Origin of the sequence: Acinetobacter sp. YH12098 (assembly GCF_013419235.1) — a bacterium.
GTDB classification, from domain to species: Bacteria; Pseudomonadota; Gammaproteobacteria; order Pseudomonadales; family Moraxellaceae; genus Acinetobacter; species Acinetobacter amyesii.
The window spans coordinates 23,637-49,233 of record NZ_VPAO01000003.1; the positions used below are offsets into that span (position 1 = coordinate 23,637).

Below are 25,597 nucleotides of genomic sequence, written 5' to 3' on the forward strand. Positions count from 1 at the left end.
TCATGCGAATTACGACTCCTGATATTGGTGTAGATAAAGCAACGGTCGCTGAGATTTTAGTGAAAGTCGGCGACACCATTAGCGTTGATGACAGCATTGTGTTGTTAGAGTCTGACAAAGCCTCTGTTGAAGTGCCAAGCACTTCGGCAGGCGTGGTGAAAAGCATTGCAGTTAATCTGGGTGACAGTGTTGCTGAAGGTGCTGTGCTGATCGAGTTGGAAGAAGAAGGTCAAAGTACTGCTACCGTTGAGCCAGTACAAAATGCAACTGAAGACCAAGCAGCAGAACCAACTCCGGTTGTGGAAGCAGAACAAGCTGCAGCAGCACCTGTTGCAGCCAATGCTCCTCAGTCGCAAAGTGTTGATGTGCAAGTCCCTGATATTGGTGTAGAAAAAGCTACGGTAAGTGAAATTTTGGTCTCTGTTGGTGATGAGATTGATGTTGATCAAAGTATTATCGTGGTGGAATCAGATAAAGCGACAGTCGAAGTCCCAAGTACTGTATCAGGCCGTATCGAATCGATCACAATCAGTGCTGGCGATGTAGTGAAAGAAGGTGTAGTGATTTTAACGGTGAAAACGGCGGCTTCATCTGCTGCGGTTGCATCGGCTGCTGTGCAAGAAACTGCACAGCCTGTTGCTGCACCTGTTGTTGCAGAAGCAACACCAGCGCCGTCTACGGCTGCGGCGTCTGGACCTATTGAAATTGCAGTGCCTGACTTAGGTGTTGATAAAGCAGCAGTGGCTGAAATTTTAGTCGCTGTGGGTGATGTGGTTGAAAAAGACCAAAGCATCATCGTGGTGGAATCAGACAAAGCAACGGTAGAAGTGCCAAGCTCTACAGCTGGTAAAATCACCGCGATTCATGTTCAGTTAGGGCAAAGTGTCTCTGAAGGCGTCGCTTTAGTGACGATTGAAGCCGAAGGTCAAGCTGTTGCAGCACCCGCGCCAGTAGCGAAACCTGCACCAGCTGTAGCACAGCCTGCGACAGTTGCTCCAAAAGCTGAAAGCAAAGTTGAAGCAGCACCGCAACCACAAGGCGCAGATAAGCTCACCAAAGAGCAAAATGCTGCCAATGCCAAAGTGTATGCAGGTCCGGCCGTTCGTAAGCTTGCACGTGAATTAGGTGTGGTTTTGGCAGAAGTCAAAGCATCTGGCCCGCATGAGCGTTTAATGAAAGAAGATTTATTCGCTTATGTAAAAACCCGTTTGACCACTCCGCAAGTTGCACCTGCAGCTCAAGCTGTGGCACAGGTTTCAGGCTTACCGAAATTGCCAAGCTTTGATGCTTTTGGTGGTGTCGAAGAGAAAGTTTTGACACGTTTACAACAAGTGTCGATTCCGCAATTGTCTTTAAACAATTTTATCCCGCAAGTGACGCAGTTCGATGCTGCGGATATTACCGATCTTGAAGCTTGGCGTAATGATTTAAAAGCCAACTTTAAGAAAGAAGGTATTGGCTTAACCATTATGGCCTTCATCATCAAAGCAGTGGCTTACTTGTTGAAAGAAGAGCGTGAATTTGCAGGTCATTTGTCTGATGATGGCAAGTCAGTATTGTTACGCAATGAAATCCACATGGGGATTGCCGTGGCAACGCCTGATGGTTTGACCGTGCCTGTACTGCGTAATCCAGATCAAAAATCGATTAAGCAGATTGCAATTGAGCTGGGTGAACTGAGTCAAAAAGCACGTGACAAAAAACTGTCGCCGAAAGATCTACAAGGTGCGAACTTTACCATTACCAGTCTGGGTTCAATTGGTGGTACGGCATTTACACCGCTGGTTAATTGGCCACAGGTGGCGATTTTAGGTATTTCACCTGCAACTATGCAGCCGGTGTGGAATGGTGAAGGCTTTGATCCACGTTTGATGCTGCCGCTGTCATTGTCATACGATCACCGTGTAATTAATGGTGCGGATGCTGCACGTTTTGCCAATAAGCTGACGAAGCTGCTCAAAGATATCCGAACTTTATTGATCTAATCTGACCTGTTTAAGTTTCAAAATGAACCCTGCTTTGGCAGGGTTTTTTTATGGCGTCGTGGTGGTGGACTGACAAAGCCAATCAGGAAGTTCAATGGGTGAAGGGTAGAGCTTTAATGCTGAGTTTGCATTGAGGTTATAAGTGAGTGGAAGTGTACGATGTGGGTGCGCCGTCGACCAAAGCTTTTGTCGTAAATGTTCAAAGCGTTGGAAGTCTTTTAAAAATAAGCCCCAAAACTTTTCATAATGCTCCAGTTCTTGCACATGTTGATGCTGATACGCATGTGTTTGGCCCTGTTGGTGCTGGAAGTCATAGCCCATCAGCCAAATACGCTGCGGTTGAAAGAGATGTGCGAGTGAATAGGCTTGAAGGCCGCAATTATTACCATACACAAAGTACGGTGAATGAAATAACTCCGCTTGCGTATCGATGCGCACGGTTTTGAAGTTAATCACTTCATGTTCAGGATATGGACGGTTGTGACCTAAACCACATCCGCTAATGATGTCACCTTGAAAGGATGCATTAAGCATGGGTTGATAGTGTAACCACCATGCATAGTCTGAATGATGAGCAATCTGAGCCTGAGGAAGTTGAAGAAAACTTTGATTACAGCAAATGATCAGCAGCGTTTTTGAAGGGTGAATGGTGGTTAAGTCGAAATTGAGCTGAGACGGGCCGCCTGCAATGATTAATACATCTTGCACATGCATATAGTGTTGAATAAATTCTTGAAATTTTTGATTATTGTTTTGCATATCAAATTGAGTCATCGAAAATTAAAATTGCGAAAACATGCATTCCTCGCTAGAATAGCATTACTTCATTGGGGAGTAGCCGCTTTTTACGCAAAGTAAAAAGGTGATGGTCAACATATTTGCTCTAAAACGAGCATGGTCATCATAGCAAAGAACTAAATGAGCTCTTCGTAGCTTTCTTTTGTTGGCAAGACCTTTGATTTATCACTCTGCACATTGGCTAGCAGGAGGGATAAGTCATCGGTATATGTTATTGCTAGCCAGAGAAATGCACCATGTTAACCGCTTTCTTCATTTCCCTTGCTGTTGTTGCCCTGTCAGAAATGGGCGATAAAACACAATTACTTGCCTTACTGCTTGCTGCACGTTTTCGTAAACCCGTTCCGATCTTAATTGCAATTTTCCTAGCGACTGTGGTGAACCACGGGGTTTCTGCTGTGTTGGGTCAATGGATTACCACTGTTTTAAGTCCAACCGTTTTATTGTGGATCGTTTCTCTGGGCTTTATTGCCATGGCGGTGTGGATGTTGATCCCCGATCAATTGGATGATGAATCTGAAAGTATCAATAAATGGCAAAAATATGGGGTTTTTGGTGCCACTTTCGTTTTGTTCTTCTTGGCTGAAATTGGAGATAAAACCCAAATTGCCACAGTCGCACTGGCTGCACGCTTTGACAGTATTGGCTGGGTGACTTTGGGGACGACGCTAGGCATCATGTTGGTTAATGCGCCTGCGGTATTTATTGGCAACAAACTAGCAGAAAAACTACCGATTTCACTGATTCATAAAATTGGCGCCTTGGTATTCTTGGTGATTGGTTTGGCTGCCTTGGCACAACACTATTTATTTTAAATGCTAACCTCACCATATTAAAAAATACATGAAATCCTGAGTTAAAAACTCAGGATTATTTGCCAAAAAATGAGACTCAATTCACTGATATTTCAGATAATATTGACTGAATATTTATTGTAAGTTTCCCTAAATAAATATATGTTATTCACCTATAGAATATATATTTTTTGATAAAAAATTTGGGGAATGGGAATGGCTTTCGAACGCACAACATCACAGGTACTTTATGATGATGGAAAGCATAAATGTATTAGCTTTACCAGTTTGGTAAAAGGCGAGGGCGTACAGGCGAACCAGTTCCTGATTTTGGATAATGAGCGCGCAGCAGTGCTTGATCCAGGTGGTGACTTGACCTATGTCCCACTGACTATGGAACTGAATAAATATACCCGTTTGACCAATCTTGACTATGTGATGGCCTCGCATCAGGACCCAGACATTATTACCTCGATGCCACGTTGGTTGGTTTATACCGACGCCAAAGTGGTGGCATCTAAACTGTGGGCGCGTTTCTTACCGCATTTAAACTCTGCATTTATGAGTGACCGCATGAAAGGCAACTGGTTGGATCGTCTGATTGAACTGCCAGATCATGGTCAGGTGATTCCATTAGGCAACAGCCATTTGGTGGCTGTTCCTGCACACTTCCTACATTCTGTTGGTAACTTCCAATTTTATGACCCGATTGCCAAAATTTTATTCTCAGGGGATATGGGCGCATCTATGGTGGACGACGCCTCTAAACCTTTAGAAAATTTTGCCGCTCATATTCCTAAAATGAAAGGCTTCCATCAGCGCTATATGTGTTCGAACAAAGTGATCCGTCTGTGGGTCAACATGGTACGGACGATGGATGTGGAAATGATCGTACCGCAGCACGGGACGCCATTTATTGGTAAAGAACAGATCAACCAATTCTTAGATTGGATCGAAACCTTACAATGTGGTGTCGATTTAATGGATGAGACAGTTTTTACTTGCCCAGTATAATGACTTGAAAATTTCAAAAAATAATTGAGTTTCCAGATAACATTTTTTAATATTTTTCGTCCATAAAATAAGCTTTTAGATGACGAGAATAGGTAAAAATGTTGTCTCAAATACCGACTCAGGATGCATGTTTAACCTGTGGAGCATGTTGTGCTCACTATCGCGTTTCTTTTTATTGGGCAGAAGGGCTAAATATGCCTGAACATTATACGGAACCTGTGACATCGGTGTATTCATGTATGGTGGGTACGAATCAGGCAAATCCACGTTGTATTGCTTTGGGTGGAGAAGTAGGCAAACAGGTGAGTTGTAACATGTATGAGGCACGTAGTTCATCTTGTAAAGAAGTTCAAATCGCCGATGAGCAATGTAATAAAGCACGCATCGCGCATCAAATGATTCCATTGATCAGTATTCCACTGCATGACGCTGAAAATGACGAAGATTTCGATCAAGTCAGTTAAGGCTTTATTTCCAGAATAAATTTATTGAAATCTAAGAGGTAGAATCTTCGGATTCTGCCTGTATTGCACTGGATGCTGACCAACCCCCAGAGTATTCTTGCTGAAAACAGCATATTCGATGGTTAATATTGAAAACTCCGTAAAGAATTGCCGCAATTAAAATGAAAATTGAACGGAAATTTGTATATAATGGCTCACGGAAATTACCAGCGAGACTGTTATGTTGACCATCGTTCAAGAAGCCCTAACCTTTGATGATGTCTTATTACTCCCTGCCTATTCTACTGTTCTCCCAAAAGATGTCTCTCTTAAGACACGTTTCACACGTGGCATCAATTTGAATATTCCACTTGTTTCTGCTGCAATGGATACTGTGACTGAATCACGTATGGCGATTGCAATGGCGCAAAACGGTGGTATCGGTATCCTGCATAAAAACATGGATATTGCTGCACAAGCTGCAGAAGTTCGCCGCGTGAAAAAATTTGAAGCAGGTATGGTGAAAGACCCAATTACCGTTACACCAGAAACGACTGTACGTGAGCTGATTGCTTTAACTCAAGCAAATAACATCAGCGGTGTACCAGTGGTGAAAGACGGTCAAGTGGTGGGTATTGTTACTGGTCGTGACACTCGTTTTGAAACCAATCTTGAGCAACCTGTTAGTAACATCATGACAGGCCATGATCGTTTGGTGACTGTTCGTGAAAACGAATCAAAAGAAAACATCCAAGCATTACTTCAAAAACACCGTATTGAAAAAGTCCTTGTTGTAAATGACAACAACGAACTGAAAGGTTTAATCACGGTTACTGATTTCCGTAAAGCTGAAAACTATCCAAACAGTTGCAAAGATGACTTAGGTCGTTTACGCGTTGGTGCTGCAGTTGGTACAGGTGCAGAAACACCAAGCCGTGTAGAAGCATTGGTGGAAGCGGGTGTTGATGCGATTGTTGTTGATACAGCACATGGTCACTCTGCAGGTGTAATTGAACGTGTACGTTGGGTAAAAGCCAACTATCCACAAGTTCAAGTGATTGGCGGTAACATCGCGACTGGTGATGCAGCACTTGCATTATTAGATGCTGGCGCAGATGCAGTGAAAGTGGGTATTGGCCCAGGTTCAATCTGTACTACACGTATTGTGGCTGGTATTGGTATGCCGCAAATCTCTGCGATTGACAGCGTTGCCAATGCACTAAAAGATCAAATTCCATTGATTGCAGACGGTGGTATCCGTTTCTCTGGTGATATGGCAAAAGCGATTGGTGCAGGCGCGAGTACCATCATGGTAGGTTCATTAATGGCTGGTACAGAAGAAGCACCGGGCGAAGTTGAATTCTTCCAAGGTCGTTACTACAAAGCTTATCGTGGTATGGGTTCATTGGGTGCGATGGCAGGTGCAACAGGTTCTGCTGACCGTTATTTCCAAGACTCAAAAGCCGGCGCTGAAAAACTTGTACCAGAAGGTATTGAAGGTCGCGTACCGTACAAAGGTCCAATGGGTAACATCGTTCATCAAATGATGGGTGGTTTACGTTCATCTATGGGGTATACCGGTTCTGCGGTGATCGATGACTTACGTAAAAATGCACAGTTTGTCAAAATTACTGCGGCAGGTATGTCTGAATCTCACGTACATGATGTGACTATTACTAAAGAAGCACCAAACTACCGTGTTGGTTGATATTTAGTAGCTTTTAGCCGAAAAGGCCGTCATTAATATGACGGCCTTTTTGTTTTTGGTGTAAAGTATTTGCAGTAAAAAGTGATGATTAAGATCACCATTAAGAAGTGAGTACAACATGAGTTATTTTGGTACAGATGGCATTCGTGGCAAATTCGGTGAATTGCCTATTACCCCTGAATTTGCATTAAAACTAGGATTTGCCGCAGGTAAAGTATTAAAACAATACAGTAAAAAAGCAAAGCCCATCGTTGTACTAGGTAAAGATACCCGATTATCGGGCTATATTTTAGAGTCAGCATTACAAGCCGGTTTAAACGCAGCAGGTGTTTATGTTCATTTGTTGGGTCCATTACCTACACCCGCAATTGCCCATTTAACCCGTGCATTACATGCCAGCTTAGGCATCGTGATCTCGGCGTCGCATAATCCGTATTTTGACAATGGCATTAAGTTCTTCTCGAGCGAAGGTAAAAAATTGCCGGATGAAATTCAAGAAGCCATAAACAAAGAACTTGAAAATGACTTGGTGATCGAAGACCCTGCAAACTTAGGTAAAAGTGTGCGTGTAAAAGATGCCAATGGTCGTTATATCGAGTTTTGTAAATCAACCTTCCCGTACCATTTTGACCTGACAGGCTTAAAAATTGTGGTGGACTGTGCCAATGGTGCAGCCTATAGCGTCGGCCCTTCGGTGTATCGCGAACTGGGTGCAAAAGTGATTGCGCTGTTTAACGAACCAGATGGTTTAAACATCAATAAAGACTGTGGTTCGACGCATCCTGAGTTTTTACAAAAAGCAGTGGTTGAACATCAGGCGGATTTAGGGATTGCTTTTGACGGTGATGCCGACCGCGTGATTATGGTGGATAAAAACGGTCAGCAAATTACTGGTGACCATATTCTCTATATTTTAGCCACTCAAGCGAGTCAAAAGCCTGCGGGTATCGTGGGTACTGTGATGAGTAATATGGCACTTGAAATTGCTTTAGATCAAGCCAAAGTGCCGTTGCTTCGTGCCAAAGTTGGTGACCGCTATGTTCTACAAGGCCTAGAAGAAAAGGGCTGGGTAACGGGCGGTGAACCATCAGGTCATATCTTGACTTTGGACAAGAGCACCACAGGTGATGCGATCATTGCTTCACTTCAGGTGTTAACGGTGATGGTTGAGCAAGGTAAAGCTTTGCATGAATTGGTGGACGGTTTTGAGTTATTACCTAACGTCTTGGTGAATGTTCGCTTGGCTGCGATGTTTGATCCCTACGCCGTACCTGCACTGGTGAGCGAGTTTGAAAAAGCTGAAGCTCAGCTTAAAGGACGTGGTCGCATCTTGATTCGTAAATCAGGCACAGAGCCGGTCATTCGAGTCATGGTTGAAGGTAATGACCTTGAAGAAGTCACAGCGTTAGCAAATCATTTGGCTGAGGCTGTTCGTGCCAATGCAGCTTAAATCAAGAGGGGAAATTGCATGAATGATGTGATTAAGGACTTAAGTGAACTGCGTTTAACTTATCAAAAAGGTGAGTTGCATGAAGATCAGGTGAACCGTGATCCACATGAGCAGTTTTTATTATGGTTTAACCATGCCTTAGAAGCACAATTGCATGAACCCTATGCCATGTCATTGGCGACGGCAAATGCCCAAGGTCGTCCGCACGTGCGGACGGTCTTGTTGCGCGGTGCGACCCATGCAGGTTATGACTTCTACACCAACTATGACAGTCAAAAAGGCAATGATCTGCTCGATAATCCTTATGCAGAATTATTGTTTTATTGGCAAGAGCAGGAACGTCAAATTCGGGTCAGTGGTCGTGTGGAAAAGATATCTCTCGAAGAATCGACGGATTATTACCATAAACGACCGCGTGACAGCCAAATCGCAGCACACATTAGCACTCCACAAAGTGGTGTTATCGCCAGTCGTGAAGAATTACAACAGCGTTTCCAAAATTTGCATGATCAAGTGGAAAGCAAAGACGTATTGGCGAAACCTGAGTTTTGGGGTGGCTATCGTTTAGTTCCGGATTATTATGAATTTTGGCAAGGCCGTCCGAATCGTTTACATGACCGCTTGAGTTATAAACTACAGGATGGTCAATGGGTTTTACAGCGACTGATGCCATAAATGTCTAAACTTTTAATTCAACAAAGACCCTATTTGACGCGCCCTGAAGATATTCAGGGCGTTGCCCCGTTTATTGCTGACTTATTGGCACGTCGCGGGGTTTCTTCCGCACAAGAGCTGGAATTGAAGCTTAAGCACTTACATGCGCCAAACTTAAAGGGTTTAGAGCAAGCGATTGAAATAATCGATCAAGCAATTGATACTCAAAAGAAAATCGTCATTGTTGGTGATTATGATGCCGACGGTGCGACCAGTACTGCATTGATGGTCTTGGCACTACGTGATATGGGCGCGGATGTTGAATATCTGGTTCCAGATCGTTTCAAATATGGTTATGGTCTGACACCTGCCATTGCTGATTTGGCCTTCGTGAGCTTTACTCCAGATGTGTTGATTACAGTCGATAATGGAATTTCGAGTCATGCCGGTGTAGCACAGGCGCAGGCGCATGGTATGCAGGTGATCATTACCGACCATCACCTGACCACAAAGGAAACACCACAAGCAGAAGCGGTGGTAAATCCGAATCAGTTCGGATGTGAATTTCCAAGTAAAGCCTTGGCTGGCGTAGGTGTTGCATTTTATGTGTTGGCAAATTTGGCCAGTATGCGTAAAAAAAATGCTAAATCCACAGCCAACCTCAGCCAATATTTGGACTTGGTGGCCTTAGGCACTTATGCCGATGTTGCAAGTCTAGATCTGAATAATCGGATTTTGATCGATGCTGGTTTGAAGCGGATACAGCAAGGATTATGTCGTCCAGGGATCAGTGCATTATTGGATATTGCCGGTCGTGATCCTGCACAGTTAAAAGCACAGGACTTGGGCTTTGTGGTCGGCCCACGACTCAATGCAGCTGGGCGTATGGAGACTATGGATATTGGGATTGAGTGTCTGATTGCGGCAGATTTAAGTACGGCTTATCCGATTGCGCAGCAGTTGAATCAACTCAATATTGAAAGACGCCAAGTCGAAGGGCAGATTAAACAGGAAGCTCTGGCTGAGTTAGAACATATTCAGCTTGATCAGGATAACTTACCTGCAGCCTTGATCATGTTTGAACAGCATTGGCATCAAGGGGTGATTGGGATTGTTGCAGGGCGTTTGAAAGAACAATTTCATAGACCTGCAATTGTCTTTGCCGCAGATGAGGATGGCGTACATATTAAAGGCTCTGCGCGTTCTATCGAAGGTATTCATATTCGAGACAGTATTGAGCGTATTGCTGAATTACATCCGCATTTGGTGAGTCATTTTGGTGGACATGCTGCCGCAGCAGGACTAACCATTCAAAAGCAGCATTTTTCTGAATTTAAAACCGCTTTTGAAGCACTCATCGCTGTGCAAGATGAAAGTTTATTTCAGGCGACTATTTGGACAGATGGTGAATTGCCTGATTCGGCCATTAATGTCGAAACCGTCGATCTGCTGCAAAATTTAAGTCCATGGGGACAAAAATTTCCTGCACCAGTCTATGAAGGTCTATTTAAAGTCTTAGATTATCGTTGGTTGAAAGATGTGCATCTGAAATTAAAACTTGCTTTAGAGAATGGCTTAATGGTGGACGCAATTGCATTTAATGCGGTAGAAAAGTATGAATTTAATCCTATGCAAGATCAAATTCGCTTGGTCTATGAACTCGATAAAAATGAATTTAGAGGAAATGTCAGTGTTCAATTGAGAGTTTTACACTTGGCTCAATAAATTCTATTTTTACAGGCAAATAAAAAACCGCTCAGAAGAGCGGTTTTTTTTATGATTTTGACTTCAATGGATTAGAAGCGGTATTTCGCTGCTACACCAAATGAATTGTAGTCATTGTTGCCAACTTCACCGAAACCAACACGACCTTCAAGGCTCACTTGTTGGTTGAAGAATTTACGTGCATTGATCCCTACTTCGTTACGATCAGTGACATCGTTGTTGTAGTAGTCAGCACCAACACTGAATGTTTTGTCGATGAAGTAATCCGCTGCTAGATTGAATTCATCTAGATCACCGAATGCTGCACCCGCTTCAAGGTTAATGTCTTTACCATTGCTTAAAGTTGTTACGTATTTAGCACGTAAAGTTGGATCTACACCATCATCATCATCGTTATCCCAACCTTTCACACCAACTGCAACTAAGAAGCCTGGTGCAGGAAGATAACCGACTTCAGCACCGTAGTAAGTTGTATCGTTGTCTACTGTGCCAAATGGAGTGTCAACTTCGACATTATTACGGCTTACATCACCAGATACATAGAAATCTGAGTTTGGTACGAAATATTCGATACCAACGCCATAAGTATTGTCGTCAACATTGCCACGGTCAGCGAAAGTTGCATGTGCATTTACGTTACTTGCACGGTTTAAGAATGCAGCTTCTGCAAGAGGAGCGTTACGAGTTTGAACAGGGTTGAAGTAATAAGTACCGTTTACACCAAATTCACTGCCAGAGCTTCCATTATCTGGGTCGATGTAACCAGCTGAAGCGCCCACTTCTGCTTGATAAGCATGAGCTGTACCTGTAATAGCAAGTGCAGAAAGAAGTGCTGAAGCAATTGCGAGTTTTTTCATGGAAACTACCCCTCTAAATTGTTTGGCTAAATTTAATACATTTTTTGTTACAAGTTTTAGTCTAGAGAATTTTTAAAGATGGTCAATCGCTGCAAAGTTGCAGAACTGTGTATTCGGTAATTTTATGTAATTTTAATTATTTAAGATATTGAAAAATATATAATTATTATTAATGTTTTGTTTTATTAAAACTGTGTAGATATTATGAATTTGTAGATTATTTGGTCAACAATTGGACTTTTTTTAAAGTAAATATTACATCGAAAAGAAAAAAGCACCTCAAATTTGAGGTGCTTTTTTAATGCACATTCCTAATTCAAACGAAATTAGAAACGTAAAGTTGCATTGATGTTGAACGCTTGAACGTCATCACCAAAACCAACTTGACCACCGATTGCTAGGTTCGGGTTTAGGAAGTATTTTGAACGAATAGCGAAGTAATCCGTGTCTTCATCACCATCATCAACGATGTTATAAGCTGCACCTACGCTAAAAGCTTGGTCGAAATAGTAGTCTGCACCAATCGTAACAGCATCTACATCACCAAAAGCGCCATCGGCTTCAAGGTTGATGTATTGGCCATTGTTCAAAGGTGCAACATATTTTGCTTTTACAGCAAAACGGTTGTCTTCGTCATCACCATCGCCAGTATAGCCATCAATACCTGCAGCAAGTAATAGGTTAGAAACAGGTAGGTAACCTACTAAAGCTTTATATGTTGTGCGGTCAGCATCATCATCTGCACGAAGTGAAATTCCAGGGGCTTTAAATTCAGATTCGCCTTCCCATTTTTGATATCCGATCGAACCATTTAAGTAAAATTGTTCAACAAAATATTCTACGCCCACATTAAGCGTATGGTATTGGTCTTCGTCTTTTGCAGTGCCTAATATTGTATTATCAAGTAAAGCTGCATATTCATTGCTTTTCACAATATTGTAGCCATAACTAGCATAAACATTGCTATTGTGACCAAGAAAAGCAGCTTCATTTAATGGGCCTTTACCAGTTTGTACTGAATCAAAGTACAAAGTGCCTTTTACATCAAATGCATGATCTGAATCTGTAAAGTCATCATCCCAATCCGTATAAGTATAGCCAGCGTCAATTTGGCCGTCATAAGCAAAAGTTGATGAAGTGATAACAGCTAATCCTAGTGCAAGTAATGTCTTTTTCATAAAACCCTCGAAACATTATTGTTGTAAAAAAAATGTAATAAATAGTAATGCGAGCGTATTGTTCATATTATGTACATTAAAGTCAATGATTTGGATGATCAATCTGGCTGAAACTGTGCAAATGCTCTGTGATATAATAGGCGGCTATTTAAGCCAAATTTTTTGATTGAGAGTAATTCACGTGGAAATTAATCCGTATCTATTACAGCTAAAAGACTTAAACGACCGTGGTCAAACATTACGGGGGTATCTTTGACTACGATCTGAAAAAAGAGCGTTTAGAAGAGGTTCTACGTGAGCTGGAAGACCCAGCAATTTGGAATGATCAAAGCCGTGCACAAGCAATGGCAAAAGAAAAAGGTGAACTCGAAAACGTCATTAACGTGCTCGAAGGGCTTTCAACTCAATTAGAAGATGCCCAAGCGATGTTGGATCTTGCGGTTGAAGCAGAAGAAGAAAGCTTACTTGCAGATGTGCAAGCAGAGTTAACTTCAGCGGAAGCAGAACTTGCGAAATTAGAATTCCGTCGTATGTTCAGTAATCCGATGGACCCGAACCCATGCTATGTCGAAATTCAAGCAGGTTCAGGTGGTACTGAAGCACAGGACTGGGCATCGATGTTACTACGTATGTATCTACGTTGGATTGAACGTCATGGCTTTAAAGCAGAAGTGATGGAAGAGTCTGATGGTGATGTGGCAGGGATCAAGTCTGCAACGATCCGTGTAGAAGGTGAGTATGCATATGGTTGGTTACGTACAGAATCTGGCGTACACCGTTTAGTCCGTAAGTCACCTTTTGACTCGGGTAACCGTCGCCATACTTCATTCTCAGCGGTTTTTGTATCGCCTGAAATTGATGACAATATTGAAATTGAAATCAATCCAGCTGATGTACGTACTGATACCTATCGTGCATCTGGTGCGGGTGGTCAGCACATTAACAAAACAGACTCTGCGGTACGTTTAACTCACGCTCCAACAGGGATTGTGGTGGCATGTCAGAACCAACGTTCACAGCACGCCAACCGTGACCATGCATGGAAACAGTTACGTGCAAAATTGTACGAACTTGAAATGCAAAAACGTAATGATGCGGCACAAGCGTTGGAAGACACCAAGTCAGATATCGGTTGGGGCAGTCAAATTCGTTCATACGTTTTAGATGACTCGCGTATTAAAGACTTACGTACCAGTGTGGAAAGTTCAAACACTGGTGCAGTGCTTGATGGCGATTTAGATAAGTTTATTGAAGCCAGCCTCAAACAAGGTTTGTAATTTAAATTTATATAGAAAACAAAGTTCTATCTGTTTTTGATCATCATATCTAAAAAAATCGATATAAAAATCGAAAAAATACGATATAGTGTATTCAAGATGCTGAATAGAACTTTGTTGTCCAAATTTTTATTTAATTAAACCCGTTTAAATTATGGATATTGATTTAATTTTTAAAGCACTTGCCAATCCGACTCGACGTCAAATCTTGGAATGGTTGAAAACACCAGAACAGTTTTTGTCAGAAGAACAATGTGGCGGCTTTAATCGTGGTGTATGCGCTGGCAATATCGAAAAACTCGGTAATGTTTCGCAGTCTACGATGTCTAATCATTTGTCTGTGTTACAACAGGCGGGCTTAATTCAAGCCGAGAAATATGGTCAATGGTCGTATTTCTCACGCAATGAAGAACTCATTCAGCAATATATCGATTATTTGCAAAACTCACTTTAAATCGTATTTTACATTTGAAGTGTGGGGCGAGACATATATGGCTGAACTCAATACTCCTCTCATTTTGGGTGATTTACACCTCAAAAATCGCGTTGTAATGGCGCCACTAACCCGTAGTCGTGCAACCATTGACCGTGTTCCAACGCCGATGATGGCTGAATATTATGCACAGCGTGCAAGTGCTGGATTAATCATTTCAGAAGCAACAGTCATTTCAGAAGCAGCTAATGGCTATTTGCAGACGCCGGGTTTATTTACCGATGCTCAAGTTCAGGGCTGGAAATTGGTGACCCAAGCCGTACATGAACAGCAAGGTTTAATTGTGGCGCAATTGTGGCATGTCGGACGTGTCTCACATCCCGATCTTTTGGCTGGTGATACACCGGTGTCTGCCAGTGCGGTACAACAGGCAGGTTATGTCAGTCTGCTTCGCCCAAAACGCGAATATGTCGTGCCACGTCCATTAGAGATTGCAGAAATCAAAAGCATTGTTGAGCAATACAAACAGTCTGCAATCAAAGCCAAAGAAGCCGGTTTTGATGGTGTGGAATTGCATGCGGCCAATGGTTATTTGATCGATCAATTCCTACAAAGCAAAACCAATTTACGTGAAGATGAGTATGGTGGTTCTGTCGAAAACCGCGCACGTTTATTGCTTGAAGTGGTGGATGCGCTGATTGAAGTGTGGGGGGCAGGTCGTGTAGGTGTGCATCTTGCGCCGCGTGGTGATGAACACGACATGGGCGATCATGATCCACGTGAAACCTTTGGCTATGCCTTAGAGCAGTTGGGGCAGAGGAAGATTGCATTTTTCTTTACCCGTGAATATCTGGCGGATGACAGTATTAGTAATTATCTGAAACAGCGCTCAAATGGTGTGCCGTACATTGCCAATATGCGTTTAAGCCGTGAAGATGCTGTTGATTTATTGGCCTCAGGTAAAGCCGATGCGGTGTCTTTTGGTAAAGCTTATATTGCCAATCCAGATTTGTTTGAACGTTTGCTAGCGAATGCTGCACTGAATGAATTGCAGTTGGAAAATATGATTGGAACAGATGTTGCCGAAGGCTATATTGATTATCCAAGCATGAAAAATAAATTTGGTTCAGGTCGTTCAACCTATTAATCGACACTTGAATACGCATTATCCATTAACATGTGGATAATGCTCTGATATATTCTGCCGATTCAAACCGTTTTTGAGCGTAATAATTTGACTACTCCTTTTTGGTATAACGCAGCTTTGGCGCTGATTAAGCCGCTATATCAATGGCGCATCAAAAAACGTGCTGAAGATTTCCAACTATATCAGCAAGAGTGTCTTGAGCGCTTTGGGCCATTTCAGCCAGTTAAAAACCGTAATGCAATTTGGTTTCATGTGGTTTCCGTCGGAGAAACTAACGCTGCGCAGCCGCTGATTGAACATTATCTCAAAGCAGGTCATCCGGTCTTAGTTACCAATACCACCAAAACCGGACAAGCGCGTGCGAAACAATTATTTTTAAAAGCACCGTATGAATCGCTATTTCAGGCCGTATATCTGCCAGCAGATCAAAAAAAATTAGTCCGTCGTTTTATCGAAAAATATCAACCAAAAATGTTGGCTCTAGTTGAAACTGAACTCTGGCCAAATTTGATGATTGAAGCCGATCAGGCCAACGTTCCGTGTTTATTAATTAATGCCAGATTATCTGAAAAATCGGCGAAAGGTTATGGCAAAGTCCCGAGTTTGACGCAGCCGATGCTAAAGAGTTTGAAACAATTATTGGCGCAAGATCAGGCAACTTTAGCGCGATTTATTGAATTGGGTGCAAACCCGCATACCAGTCAGGTCGTGGGAAGTATCAAATTTGATATTCATGCGCCCGATAGCTTTGTGCAACAAGCAGCGCAGTTACGAAAAGATTGGGATTTGCAAGGCCGTAAAATCATCACCATTGCCAGTACGCATGCACCCGAAGAACAAAAACTGCTCGCGGCACTGCAGCCGATTTTGCAACAACAGCCTGAGCTGTTATGTATCGTCGTACCACGTCATCCTGAACGCTTTGATGAAGTTTTTGTAGAAGCGCAGAAACTGAATTTACGTACACAGCGCCGCAGTTTAAAGCAAACGATTCAGCCTGAAACGCAAGTGTATTTGGCAGATAGTATGGGTGAGTTATGGCTTTGGCTGGCAATGAGTCAGGCCTGCTTTGTCGGCGGGTCTTTAAATGAACCGGGCGGTGGACATAATATTTTAGAGCCCATCGCGTTACATGTCCCGACAGTATTAGGTCAGCATTATTTTAACTTCCAAACCATTGTGGATGAGTTTGTAGCGGCCCATGCGGTTGTGGTTGTGCAGGATTTTGAGCAGGCGGCCAGTGCATTGGTTGACATCATTCAAAATACTGCGAAAGCGCAGGCTTTAAATGATGCAGCTCAGCTGATTATGCAAAAGAATACCGGGTCGCTGCAAAAGCATATTCAGGTGATTAATCAGTACCTTTGATTTTTCACAATGAATTAAATTGTTGGATATTTTAAATAGATTTATGAATAGACTCGACGGAGTCTTACGTCTAAGTTTTGAAGAAAGGTGTTAGCCTTCGGCTGAAGGTACTCTTACGAAACGTTGTTTCTCATTTGGCAAAATGGGATGCGAAGCTTCGCAAGGAAATCATCTGGTGGTGCAATGCACCTCACCGACAAAACGCGTCGAATTTTTATGTCTAACAAATAATCGCTGAAATTTGAGTGATTCTATTGAGTGTTGCCTTGAACCGTTGTGGATGACGTTTTCGTGTATCCAATTGAGTTGGGTAAGAGAATTTTTTATGAACATCGTCTTGCTTGATCCTCGTCAAACTGAATCTGAACTTTGGAGTATTAGCGCCAAACGTCAAATTGAGCATTTAAAAACCCATGTTGATGTACAGGTGGGCGATACACTCAAAGTCGGGATTCGGGAAGGAAAACGCTATTTAACCCAAATCGTCAGTATCAGTGATGAGCGCATTCAACTTAAACCCTTACAAGAAGAAGAAGTACCCGCAAAGCATCCGGTGACTTTAATTGTGGCAATGCCTCGTCCGAAAGTGTTGCGCCGTCTGATCATGGATGCCGTCACCTTAGGTGTAGAAAAAATCATTTTGCTGCACAGTTATCGCGTGGATAAAAGCTATTGGCAGACACCCTTTTTACAGCAGCTCGATCACTATGTGACGTTGGGTTTGGAGCAGGCAGGTGACACCATTGCGCCCAAAATTGAATTATATAAACGCTTTAAACCCTTTGTGGAGGATGTTTTACCGAGCATGATCTCCTCGGACTCTCCGGCTTATGTGGCGCATCCTTATGTCGAAGATGTGATGCCTACAGGGATTCAACATGGATGTACGATCATCATTGGACCTGAAGGTGGATTTATTCCTTATGAGGTAGATTTACTCATAAAAAACGGTTGCCAAGCAGTCAGCTTAGGCAACCGAATTATCCGGACAGAAACTGTGATTCCATACGTTTTAGGGCGATTATTTAGCTGTTGACGCTTCTGTCTCAGCTTGATCACCACGGTAAACTTTAACTTCCTGTACAGGGTAAGGAATTGAAATACCATTTTGATTGAATGCTTGGATAACGTGTTCTTGCACTTCACTGATTGAGTTCGCAGTGGTGGTTTCAGTGGTATCTACCCACCAACGGACATTCAGATTGACTGAGAAATCAGCCAAAGCATTTACGTTTACGGTAAACGCAGGTTGGCTCAAAATGGTTGGGTCTTTGTCCAAAATAGCCAAAACAATATTTTTAGCTTTCTGAATGTCATCTTCATAACCAATACCAACAACAAATTCACAACGACGACGTTGATAAGCGGTATTCACCGTTACCGCACTGGTGTAAACAGTCGCGTTTGGAATCACGATACGACGACCATCTGGAGAACGTAGGAAGGTTGCACGGATCTGAATATCTTCAACCGTACCTTCCATGCCTGACACAATAATGTCGTCACCGATTTTAAACGGTTCACCGAGGAGAATCAAAATACCCGACAGTAAGTTCTGGAAAATATCTTTAAACGCGAAACCGATTGCGACCGAACCAATCCCCAATGCACTCATGAGCTGACCCGGTGTGAACCCAGGAATCGCAATGACCATTGCAATTAGGAAACCGAAGAACATAATGGCTGAGCTACCCACACGGTTCAGTACTAAAACTAGATTTTGTTTTGAATAAGAACGGTCAGTGAGCGCTTTACGAACAAAGAATCTAAAGAGTTTAGACAGTAGATAGAAGATCGTAAAAACAATTAATGCGATACAAATATATGGCAGGCGTTCCCAAAATCCATCGACAAATTTATCGATCGTTGAGTATGCGTCATTATATTTAGAGGTATGTTCCAGCACGGTTTGTGCGGTTTTTTCTGTTGCCTCTTGCAAAAGTTGAGTCGTGCCTTGAGTGACATCACTCAAGGCATTTTCTTTTTCAGCCACGAGTTTTCCAAATGTTCCGGTTTTTCGCTATTTTGCCTGAAATTAGTGGCGAAAATAACCCTCATTTACAGGCTTGCGAACAGATGTATCAAAATTCAGACAGGCTCAGATTCGGTCAGTGGCTTAGAAATATTCAGTACCTTGTTGAATGATTTCTGTCGGCGATTCAATTTCACCGCTACCCATCATATACGAGGTGATGCTACCTGTAGCCAAGAGCGACAAGACACTGATTAAAATCATCAACCATGCCAGAATTTTTTCCCAAACTGCAGCAGGGCGTGGCGCGCCGTATTGATTTACGGTCGGTGTGCCTGAGGCCAATAATAAATACAGGATAAAGAATAGATTGATCACGGGGATAAATAAAAGCAGTAGCAACCAACCGGCTTTATTGAGGTCATGCAGTCGACGGACGACAAAGACACAATAAAAATAAATGTAAAGAATCATAATCGCCAAATAGGCGAGGCCAGATATCCCAGTGAATATACCAACAAATTGCTCATTTAACGCCATGGTATTGATGTTGAAAATACCCACGGCAAGGCTTAAAGCGATTATGGCAAAAAAGCTGATGATATTGAGAAAGCCATACCAACCAATCATGCTCAGTCGACCAAAACGTCCATCAGGTTTCAGGGGATTGTCCGATGTAGTGTTCGTCTGACGGGAAAAGAAAGAAGAGTCTTGGGTATTCATGCTTGGGTCAACTCAACGTGTATGGAAGAATAAAAATGCGGAATGCTGAGTAAAATTACCTTTGCATTATAGGTTCAAATGAACTGATCAGATACTGAATTGAAACATGTTTTTGTTGAAATTTTGCTCAAAAATATGCTTTAAATGGGAAAGAATAATACGACCAAAGCATGATTGCTGCGATTAAAAATTAATCGTCATACTGCTGTGATGCAGAAATTATAAAAGTAGAAATGTGGCATGGCATCTCGTGATGAGATGAATCAGATCAAGGAAAATACAATATGAAAGAGATCTATCCAGTACCTGAAAGTTTTAAAAAAACCGCGCGCATCAATGAGTCGGAGTACTTTGAGCGTTATCAAAAATCAATTGAACAACCAGATGAGTTTTGGGCGGAGCAAGCGCAAAAGATCGATTGGATCAAACCGTTTACCCAAGTTAAAAATACCAATTTTAAGCAAGATGATTTTAAGATCGAGTGGTTTGCTGACGGTGAACTGAATGTCAGTGCCAACTGCCTCGATCGACATTTAAAAGAACATCCACATAAACCGGCCATTATTTGGGAAGGTGATCATCCTTCACGGCATAAAATCATTTCTTTTGAAGAACTGCATGATGAAACTTGCCGTTTTGCCAATGTGCTGAAAAAACATGGCGTGGGTAAAGGCGACCGTGTGGTGCTGTATATGCCAATGGTACCCGAAGCGGCAATTGCGATGTTGGCCTGTACCCGAATTGGTGCGGTACACTGCGTGGTTTTTGGCGGGTTCTCACCAGACTCATTGGCAAGTCGTATCGATGATAGTCAGGCGAAAGTCGTGATTACTGCGGATTGTGGGATGCGTGGTGGTAAGCCGATTCCACTCAAAGAAAATGTCGATCTTGCACTCGACATCGAAGGGACATCTTCGGTTCAAAATGTCATTGTGGTGCACCGTACAGGTAACCCGATCGAAATGAAAGCGGACCGTGATTTGTGGTATCACATGGAAATCATGTCGGTCAATGATATTTGTCCACCTGAATCCATGAATGCCGAAGATCCCCTATTTATTTTATATACATCAGGTTCAACTGGAAAACCGAAAGGCGTATTGCACACCACGGGTGGCTATTTGACCTATGTGAATTGTACTTTCCGTGAAGTTTTTGACCTTAAACAAGATGATGTGTTTTGGTGTACCGCAGATGTCGGATGGATCACTGGGCATTCATATGTATTGTATGGCCCATTGTCGAATGGTACTACGACCGTGATGTTTGAAGGAGTGCCGCAATATCCAAGTTGGGCACGCACGGGACATATTGTCGATAAACATAACGTCACCATTTTATATACGGCACCGACTGCAATTCGCGCCATGATGCGAGAAGGTGATGCCTTTGTCCGAGAAAGTGACCGTAGTAGTTTGCGTTTACTGGGTTCGGTGGGTGAACCGATTAACCCAGAGGCATGGAATTGGTACTACACCGTGGTAGGTGAAAGCCGCTGTCCAGTGGTGGATACATGGTGGCAAACAGAAACGGGTGGTTTCATGATTACGCCATTGCCGGGAGCAACTGATTTAAAACCGGGTTCGGCGACGCGTCCATTCTTTGGTGTACAACCTTCGATTGTCGATGCTGAAGGCAATGAACTTGAAGGCGCCGTAGAAGGTAATTTGGTGATCAAGGATTCTTGGCCGGGACAAATGCGAACCATTTGGGGTGATCCTGAGCGTTTTATTAAAGCCTATTTCTCCACTTATCCGGGGACGTATTTTACAGGTGATGGCGCACGTCGTGACGAGTCTGGCTACTATTGGATTACGGGCCGTGTGGATGACGTCTTGAACGTTTCAGGGCATCGATTAGGAACGGCTGAAATTGAAAGTGCGCTGGTTGCACATGATGCTGTGGCAGAGTCTGCAGTGGTGGGTATGCCGCATGATATTAAGGGACAGGGGATTTGCGCCTTTGTGACCTTACAAGCCGGGACAGCCGAGACGGATGAGTTGCGTCAGGAACTGGTGGCTTGGGTACGAAAAGTCCTTGGACCAGTGGCAACGCCAGATGCACTGCATTGGGCGCCAGCCTTACCAAAAACCCGTTCTGGTAAAATCATGCGCCGTATTTTAAGAAAAATTGCGGCCAATGAGCTGGACTCTTTAGGCGACACTTCGACCTTGGCAGAACCTCAAGTGGTTGAACATTTGATTGCGACGGTTTATCCGAAGTCATAAGAGCAATTTGAGCATGAGTGATAGCGTTCTGATGAAAGTTCACTATCGCTCATACGACGGGTTATTAAGGCAATATTGAACGTCCTTTCCCTTAGGAAAGTTGATTAGGAAGAAGAGATGTTCATGATGCATTTCATCCACCGAACATACGACGTATAAAAAGGCTTAGCTATAAGTCGCCTGAATTTAGGTGGCTTAGATTTCATGAGATATAGATTTTACAGATATAGACTGCAGGCATTGAGATAAGCTGAATGCCTCTACTTTGTTAAGCTAAAACGGTAACAGAATAATCAGACAGATATATGAACGCTTCAATTCCATTGACTCAAGATCCAATCGATATTGCCCAAAAACTGGCGGCAGAATTTGCCACGACGGCTGCTCAGCGTGATAAGCAGGGGGGAAATCCCAAAGCTGAACGTGATTTGATTCGTCAAAGTGGTTTGCTTGCACTTTCCATTGGAAAACAATACGGTGGACAGGGGGCAGATTGGCTGACGATTTTTAAAACCATTCAAACCATTGCTCAAGTGGATAGCTCATTGGCGCATGTTTATGGTTTCCATCATTTATTGATTGCAACGGTACAGTTGTTCGCGCAGCCAGAGCAATATGGCCCGTGGTTTGAACAGACTGCACGTGAGCATTTATTTTGGGGCAACACCTTAAACCCTTTGGACCGTCGTACGACAGTGACGCAACTGTCTGAACATGAATATGTGTTTCATGGCGATAAAAGTTTTTGTTCGGGTTCCATGGATTCCGACATTTTGCTGTGTTCTGGCTTCAATGAAGATGGAAAATTATTGATCGGGGTGATTCCTACAGCACGTGAAGGCGTCAGTTTTGTCGGCGATTGGGACAATATGGGACAACGTCAAACCGACAGTGGAAGTAGCCATTTTGAACAAGTTAAAATTTCCAAAGATGAATTACTACTGAACCCGGGGCCTTTGAGTACACCGTATTCAAGCTTACGTCCTTTGATTGCACAGTTGATCTTTGTGCATTTGTTTTTAGGGGTGGCAGAAGGGGCTTTTGAAACAGCAAAACAGACGGTTCAAAACCAAAAGGCGTGGTCAAAATCATTGGTTGAAAATGCAGTGAATGACCCATTTATTCAAAAGCATTTTGCTGAGTTTTATGTGCAATTAGAAAGTGTACGTTTATTGGCAGATAAAGCGGTTCAGCGTTTGCAATGGGCTTGGGAGATTGGTGAAGCTTTGACGGCGGAACAACGTGGAGAAGTCTCTATTGCGATTGCAACAGCCAAAATCGCAGCCACCAATAGCTCGCTATACATTACGCAAAATATTTTCCAAGTGATGGGCGCACGTGCCACGACGGCCAAACTAAATTTAGATCGCTTCTGGCGCAATGTGCGTACCCAAACCTTACACGATCCGATTGATTATAAATATCAGGAGGTCGGTGAATGGGTGCTCACAGCGAAAGTGCCAGATCCAAGTTTTTATTCTTAAACATATATTGCACATGAGCCAATAAAAAGCCTCCGAAAGGGAGGCTTTTTTGCAATGTGCTGTCAGTCGATTTAACGCTGATAAATATTTTCTAAGGTATCGACTAAGGTTCGCGTTGTTTGATCAATTTCATAATTCACGGCATCACCGACTTGGACATTTTTCCATGTAGTGAGGCGCAGTGTTTCAGGAATGAGATCGATTGAAATTTCACTATTGGCACGATCAACACGGTTCACAGTCAAACTGCAACCATTGAGTCCAATAAAACCTTTGAGAAAGAAATATTTAATATTGCCTGCCGGAATGTGAATATCGAGATGAAAGGTTTTCCCACGATGTTCTAAGTTTTTGATCGTGGCTGTGCCTTCGATATGACCATACAGATTATGACCACCATTTTCTGCGCCAACTTTGGCTGAGCGTTCGACATTGACCTCATCACCGGCCTTGAGAGCTTTTAGCGTGGTGAGTTGATTGGTCAAATCTGAGACATCAAAATGTACTTGGTTGGCTGCCAAATCAATATGTGTGGCCGTTAAACACACGCCATTAATCGCTACACTTGCCCCGATAAAGACATCATGAAAAAAATTCTGATGATTTGAAATCACCAAGGTTGTGAAGCCATTGCCTTGACGAATGTCTAAGACTTTTTCTAAACCTTGCACGATGCCTGTATACATGTGAGCGTCTCTAAAATGATTTGCGTTTTCTGTATTGTAGGGACAAAACGACCGATCGGCTATGCCTTAGAGTGACCATTTCAGTACAGCGTTTTGATCCCTAGCAGTTCGATCTTGGCAATATCTACAATGCTCGGAATGTTTCAATTGCAGTTAAGCGAGACTGCTTTATATCGACGATCGGTTGAGGGTAATTCAATTCCAGTTGAGGATTTTTGGCAAAGGGTTGGTGAATTTGTTTGGCATCCAAATCTGCCAGTTCAGGTAGCCATTGACGTAAATAATCCCCATTCGGATCAAATTTCTGAGATTGGCTGATCGGGTTAAAAATTCGAAAATAAGGTACAGCATCTGTACCCGTCGAGGCGCACCATTGCCAACCGCCATTATTGGCCGCTAAGTCGCCATCGACAAGGTGCTGCATAAACCATTGCTCCCCCAACCGCCAATCGATCAGTAGATTCTTACTAAGGAACATGGCACAAATCATCCGCACCCGATTATGCATCCAACCCGTAGCCAGTAGTTGACGCATCCCTGCATCGACGATCGGAATGCCCGTCTGGCCGTATTGCCACGCAGCAAAGTCTTGTGGTGCATGGCGCCATTTTATTTTTAAGGTTTTGGTTTGAAACGGCTGGTGCTGAGAAACTTGCGGGTAGTCAAATAAAATGTGCTGGTAAAATTCACGCCAAAGCAGCTCATCGAGCCACGTTTGTTGTCCTCTGTGGTTGATCTGGAAATAGCCGCCTTGTTCACGAAACAGGGCTTGCAGACATTGGCGAATAGACAAGATGCCCAAGTTTAAATACATGCCAATTCGACTGGTTCCATTGAGCGCAGGAAAGTCCCGATCATCAGCATAACGATGCAGATGTTGTTCAATAAATTCATCTAAGCACTGTATTGCGTGATCTTCTCCAATCGGCCAAAGCTCGATTTGAGCAGCTAACAGCGATGTGGGATAAAAAGGACGTAAATCAAATTGATTTTGCCACAGCGGATGCGGTTCGAGAGCCGCTTGGGCTTCAATAGTGGGATAACAAGTAGGCAGACTGATGCTCAATTTTTCGTAGCAATTTTTCTTAAATGCACCGAAAACTTGATAAGGATGTCCAGATTGATTGCGAATACCGCCAACAGGAAACAGGGTGCGGTCATGGTACAGCTCAACAGAGATGTGCTGCTGTTCTAATAACTGTTGTACTTCGCGGTCTCGTTTAAGTTCATTCACACCATGTTCAATATGTGCATGAACAGTGTGTATATTGAGCTGAGTACATAGGGTTAATAGCTCAGTGGCGATGTCTGACCAATGGGGAATATGCTGAATAATCAGTGGAATATTTAGCTCAGCCAATTGCTGTCGCAAAAGTTCCAGTTGGGCAAGATAGCGATGGATTTTAATGGGGGCATCGTCATGCCTTGCCCATTGTTCAGGAGAAAGCGCAATAAAGGCAATCGTTGGACCAGACTGTGTCGCCTGCCACAGTGCGCTATGGTCACGTCGTCTTAAATCTTGTCGAAACCAAACCAGTTGCATATTTATTGCCTCGTGTTTTGTTGGAAATATCATAGGAATTACGGGGTGTCTATTGGTGATAAAACCATTTAAAAAAATATCGATTTTTATAAAAAACCATATAATATCTATGGTTTAAGTTAACCGATTG

At 42.9% G+C, this 25,597-nt stretch carries 22 protein-coding genes and 1 riboswitch; of the genes, 15 read left to right on the forward strand and 7 right to left on the reverse strand.

Annotated elements, in window-relative coordinates:
* Window positions 1–2: 2 nt before the first annotated feature.
* On the forward strand, window positions 3–1,985 hold the full coding sequence (locus FTU38_RS01330) for a 2-oxo acid dehydrogenase subunit E2 (RefSeq protein WP_180110410.1): 1,983 nt from the start codon (window positions 3–5) through the stop codon (window positions 1,983–1,985).
* 48 nt (window positions 1,986–2,033) lie between these two features.
* Here FTU38_RS01330 and FTU38_RS01335 read toward each other — a convergent pair whose 3' ends face one another.
* Window positions 2,034–2,744: a methyltransferase type 11 gene (locus FTU38_RS01335; protein WP_180002687.1), complete on the reverse strand. Its 711-nt coding sequence runs from the start codon at window positions 2,742–2,744 to the stop codon at window positions 2,034–2,036.
* A 58-nt stretch (window positions 2,745–2,802) separates the two neighbouring features.
* A riboswitch (yybP-ykoY riboswitch) is annotated at window positions 2,803–2,945 on the forward strand.
* Window positions 2,946–3,019: 74 nt separating this feature from the next.
* Between FTU38_RS01335 and FTU38_RS01340 the strand changes: the two genes are divergently transcribed.
* From FTU38_RS01340 to recJ, 7 genes are all read left to right on the forward strand, one after another.
* Window positions 3,020–3,598 (forward strand): TMEM165/GDT1 family protein, encoded by a 579-nt coding sequence (locus tag FTU38_RS01340; RefSeq protein WP_078190565.1) that lies wholly within the window; start codon window positions 3,020–3,022, stop codon window positions 3,596–3,598.
* Window positions 3,599–3,793: 195 nt separating this feature from the next.
* Entirely contained in the window at window positions 3,794–4,591 is a 798-nt protein-coding gene (locus FTU38_RS01345; protein ID WP_078190564.1) for an MBL fold metallo-hydrolase, read from the forward strand.
* A gap of 98 nt (window positions 4,592–4,689) precedes the next feature.
* Window positions 4,690–5,055 carry a YkgJ family cysteine cluster protein gene (locus FTU38_RS01350; RefSeq protein WP_078193208.1) on the forward strand — a complete coding sequence of 122 codons (366 nt, stop codon included), beginning with the start codon at window positions 4,690–4,692 and terminating at the stop codon, window positions 5,053–5,055.
* A gap of 220 nt (window positions 5,056–5,275) precedes the next feature.
* Entirely contained in the window at window positions 5,276–6,742 is a 1,467-nt protein-coding gene (guaB, locus tag FTU38_RS01355) for an IMP dehydrogenase (protein ID WP_078190562.1), read from the forward strand.
* 118 nt (window positions 6,743–6,860) lie between these two features.
* Window positions 6,861–8,192, forward strand: a complete 1,332-nt coding sequence (gene glmM / locus FTU38_RS01360; RefSeq protein ID WP_180002689.1) for a phosphoglucosamine mutase — start codon at window positions 6,861–6,863, stop codon at window positions 8,190–8,192.
* 18 nt (window positions 8,193–8,210) lie between these two features.
* Window positions 8,211–8,867, forward strand: coding sequence for a pyridoxamine 5'-phosphate oxidase (gene pdxH / locus FTU38_RS01365; RefSeq protein ID WP_180002691.1), 657 nt, complete (start codon window positions 8,211–8,213; stop codon window positions 8,865–8,867).
* A complete protein-coding gene (gene recJ, locus FTU38_RS01370) occupies window positions 8,868–10,571 on the forward strand; it encodes a single-stranded-DNA-specific exonuclease RecJ (protein WP_180002693.1) in 1,704 nt (567 codons plus the stop codon). It abuts the gene before it with no gap.
* A gap of 71 nt (window positions 10,572–10,642) precedes the next feature.
* Here the strand turns inward: recJ and FTU38_RS01375 are convergent, their stop codons facing one another.
* The gene (locus tag FTU38_RS01375) at window positions 10,643–11,428 is read right to left on the reverse strand and encodes a putative porin (protein ID WP_168379409.1); all 786 of its coding nucleotides are present in this window, start codon (window positions 11,426–11,428) and stop codon (window positions 10,643–10,645) included.
* A 326-nt stretch (window positions 11,429–11,754) separates the two neighbouring features.
* Window positions 11,755–12,606 carry a porin gene (locus FTU38_RS01380; RefSeq protein ID WP_180002695.1) on the reverse strand — a complete coding sequence of 284 codons (852 nt, stop codon included), beginning with the start codon at window positions 12,604–12,606 and terminating at the stop codon, window positions 11,755–11,757.
* Between the two features lie 181 nt (window positions 12,607–12,787).
* Between FTU38_RS01380 and prfB the strand changes: the two genes are divergently transcribed.
* The 5 genes from prfB to FTU38_RS01405 all read left to right on the forward strand — a co-directional run bounded on the left by prfB (window position 12,788) and on the right by FTU38_RS01405 (window position 17,867).
* Window positions 12,788–13,883, forward strand: a protein-coding gene (gene prfB / locus FTU38_RS01385) for a peptide chain release factor 2 (RefSeq protein WP_111884474.1) whose coding sequence is annotated in 2 segments (ribosomal slippage) — window positions 12,788–12,859 and window positions 12,861–13,883 — 1,095 coding nt in all. Because the reading frame shifts where the segments join, the coding sequence is not laid out codon by codon here.
* Between the two features lie 154 nt (window positions 13,884–14,037).
* Window positions 14,038–14,337, forward strand: a complete 300-nt coding sequence (locus FTU38_RS01390; RefSeq protein WP_078190555.1) for a helix-turn-helix transcriptional regulator — start codon at window positions 14,038–14,040, stop codon at window positions 14,335–14,337.
* Window positions 14,338–14,374: 37 nt separating this feature from the next.
* Window positions 14,375–15,463, forward strand: coding sequence for an alkene reductase (locus tag FTU38_RS01395; RefSeq protein ID WP_180002697.1), 1,089 nt, complete (start codon window positions 14,375–14,377; stop codon window positions 15,461–15,463).
* An 87-nt stretch (window positions 15,464–15,550) separates the two neighbouring features.
* Window positions 15,551–16,831 (forward strand): 3-deoxy-D-manno-octulosonic acid transferase, encoded by a 1,281-nt coding sequence (locus FTU38_RS01400; protein ID WP_180002699.1) that lies wholly within the window; start codon window positions 15,551–15,553, stop codon window positions 16,829–16,831.
* 325 nt (window positions 16,832–17,156) lie between these two features.
* On the forward strand, window positions 17,157–17,867 hold the full coding sequence (locus FTU38_RS01405; protein ID WP_180002701.1) for a 16S rRNA (uracil(1498)-N(3))-methyltransferase: 711 nt from the start codon (window positions 17,157–17,159) through the stop codon (window positions 17,865–17,867).
* On the opposite strand, the gene FTU38_RS01410 is transcribed toward FTU38_RS01405, so the two are convergent.
* Both FTU38_RS01410 and FTU38_RS01415 read right to left on the reverse strand, forming a co-directional pair.
* On the reverse strand, window positions 17,853–18,824 hold the full coding sequence (locus FTU38_RS01410; protein WP_078193200.1) for a mechanosensitive ion channel family protein: 972 nt from the start codon (window positions 18,822–18,824) through the stop codon (window positions 17,853–17,855). The genes FTU38_RS01405 and FTU38_RS01410 overlap by 15 nt on opposite strands.
* A gap of 123 nt (window positions 18,825–18,947) precedes the next feature.
* Complete coding sequence (locus FTU38_RS01415) at window positions 18,948–19,526, reverse strand: DUF805 domain-containing protein (RefSeq protein WP_180002703.1); 579 nt, start codon at window positions 19,524–19,526, stop codon at window positions 18,948–18,950.
* Window positions 19,527–19,810: 284 nt separating this feature from the next.
* Between FTU38_RS01415 and acs the strand changes: the two genes are divergently transcribed.
* Both acs and FTU38_RS01425 read left to right on the forward strand, forming a co-directional pair.
* On the forward strand, window positions 19,811–21,754 hold the full coding sequence (gene acs / locus FTU38_RS01420; RefSeq protein WP_180002705.1) for an acetate--CoA ligase: 1,944 nt from the start codon (window positions 19,811–19,813) through the stop codon (window positions 21,752–21,754).
* Window positions 21,755–22,059: 305 nt separating this feature from the next.
* A complete protein-coding gene (locus FTU38_RS01425; RefSeq protein ID WP_180110411.1) occupies window positions 22,060–23,238 on the forward strand; it encodes an acyl-CoA dehydrogenase family protein in 1,179 nt (392 codons plus the stop codon).
* A 71-nt stretch (window positions 23,239–23,309) separates the two neighbouring features.
* On the opposite strand, the gene FTU38_RS01430 is transcribed toward FTU38_RS01425, so the two are convergent.
* Together FTU38_RS01430 and FTU38_RS01435 are read right to left on the reverse strand one after the other, a co-directional pair.
* Complete coding sequence (locus FTU38_RS01430; RefSeq protein ID WP_180110412.1) at window positions 23,310–23,924, reverse strand: riboflavin synthase subunit alpha; 615 nt, start codon at window positions 23,922–23,924, stop codon at window positions 23,310–23,312.
* Window positions 23,925–24,048: 124 nt separating this feature from the next.
* The gene (locus tag FTU38_RS01435) at window positions 24,049–25,467 is read right to left on the reverse strand and encodes a deoxyribodipyrimidine photo-lyase (protein WP_180002711.1); all 1,419 of its coding nucleotides are present in this window, start codon (window positions 25,465–25,467) and stop codon (window positions 24,049–24,051) included.
* Between the last annotated feature and the right edge of the window lie 130 nt (window positions 25,468–25,597).

Bases quoted from the DNA above. Each gene is read 5' to 3' on its own strand.
- FTU38_RS01430 (WP_180110412.1), bottom strand. From the start codon at position 23,924: ATGTATACAGGCATCGTGCAAGGTTTAGAAAAAGTCTTAGACATTCGT.
- FTU38_RS01415 (WP_180002703.1), bottom strand. From the start codon at position 19,526: ATGAATACCCAAGACTCTTCTTTCTTTTCCCGTCAGACGAACACTACA.
- FTU38_RS01380 (WP_180002695.1), bottom strand. From the start codon at position 12,606: ATGAAAAAGACATTACTTGCACTAGGATTAGCTGTTATCACTTCATCA.
- recJ (WP_180002693.1), top strand. From the start codon at position 8,868: ATGTCTAAACTTTTAATTCAACAAAGACCCTATTTGACGCGCCCTGAA.
- acs (WP_180002705.1), top strand. From the start codon at position 19,811: ATGAAAGAGATCTATCCAGTACCTGAAAGTTTTAAAAAAACCGCGCGC.
- FTU38_RS01435 (WP_180002711.1), bottom strand. From the start codon at position 25,467: ATGCAACTGGTTTGGTTTCGACAAGATTTAAGACGACGTGACCATAGC.
- FTU38_RS01395 (WP_180002697.1), top strand. From the start codon at position 14,375: ATGGCTGAACTCAATACTCCTCTCATTTTGGGTGATTTACACCTCAAA.
- FTU38_RS01350 (WP_078193208.1), top strand. From the start codon at position 4,690: ATGTTGTCTCAAATACCGACTCAGGATGCATGTTTAACCTGTGGAGCA.
- glmM (WP_180002689.1), top strand. From the start codon at position 6,861: ATGAGTTATTTTGGTACAGATGGCATTCGTGGCAAATTCGGTGAATTG.
- FTU38_RS01390 (WP_078190555.1), top strand. From the start codon at position 14,038: ATGGATATTGATTTAATTTTTAAAGCACTTGCCAATCCGACTCGACGT.
- FTU38_RS01340 (WP_078190565.1), top strand. From the start codon at position 3,020: ATGTTAACCGCTTTCTTCATTTCCCTTGCTGTTGTTGCCCTGTCAGAA.
- FTU38_RS01330 (WP_180110410.1), top strand. From the start codon at position 3: ATGCGAATTACGACTCCTGATATTGGTGTAGATAAAGCAACGGTCGCT.
- FTU38_RS01405 (WP_180002701.1), top strand. From the start codon at position 17,157: ATGAACATCGTCTTGCTTGATCCTCGTCAAACTGAATCTGAACTTTGG.
- guaB (WP_078190562.1), top strand. From the start codon at position 5,276: ATGTTGACCATCGTTCAAGAAGCCCTAACCTTTGATGATGTCTTATTA.
- FTU38_RS01345 (WP_078190564.1), top strand. From the start codon at position 3,794: ATGGCTTTCGAACGCACAACATCACAGGTACTTTATGATGATGGAAAG.
- FTU38_RS01425 (WP_180110411.1), top strand. From the start codon at position 22,060: ATGAACGCTTCAATTCCATTGACTCAAGATCCAATCGATATTGCCCAA.
- FTU38_RS01375 (WP_168379409.1), bottom strand. From the start codon at position 11,428: ATGAAAAAACTCGCAATTGCTTCAGCACTTCTTTCTGCACTTGCTATT.
- FTU38_RS01335 (WP_180002687.1), bottom strand. From the start codon at position 2,744: ATGCAAAACAATAATCAAAAATTTCAAGAATTTATTCAACACTATATG.
- pdxH (WP_180002691.1), top strand. From the start codon at position 8,211: ATGAATGATGTGATTAAGGACTTAAGTGAACTGCGTTTAACTTATCAA.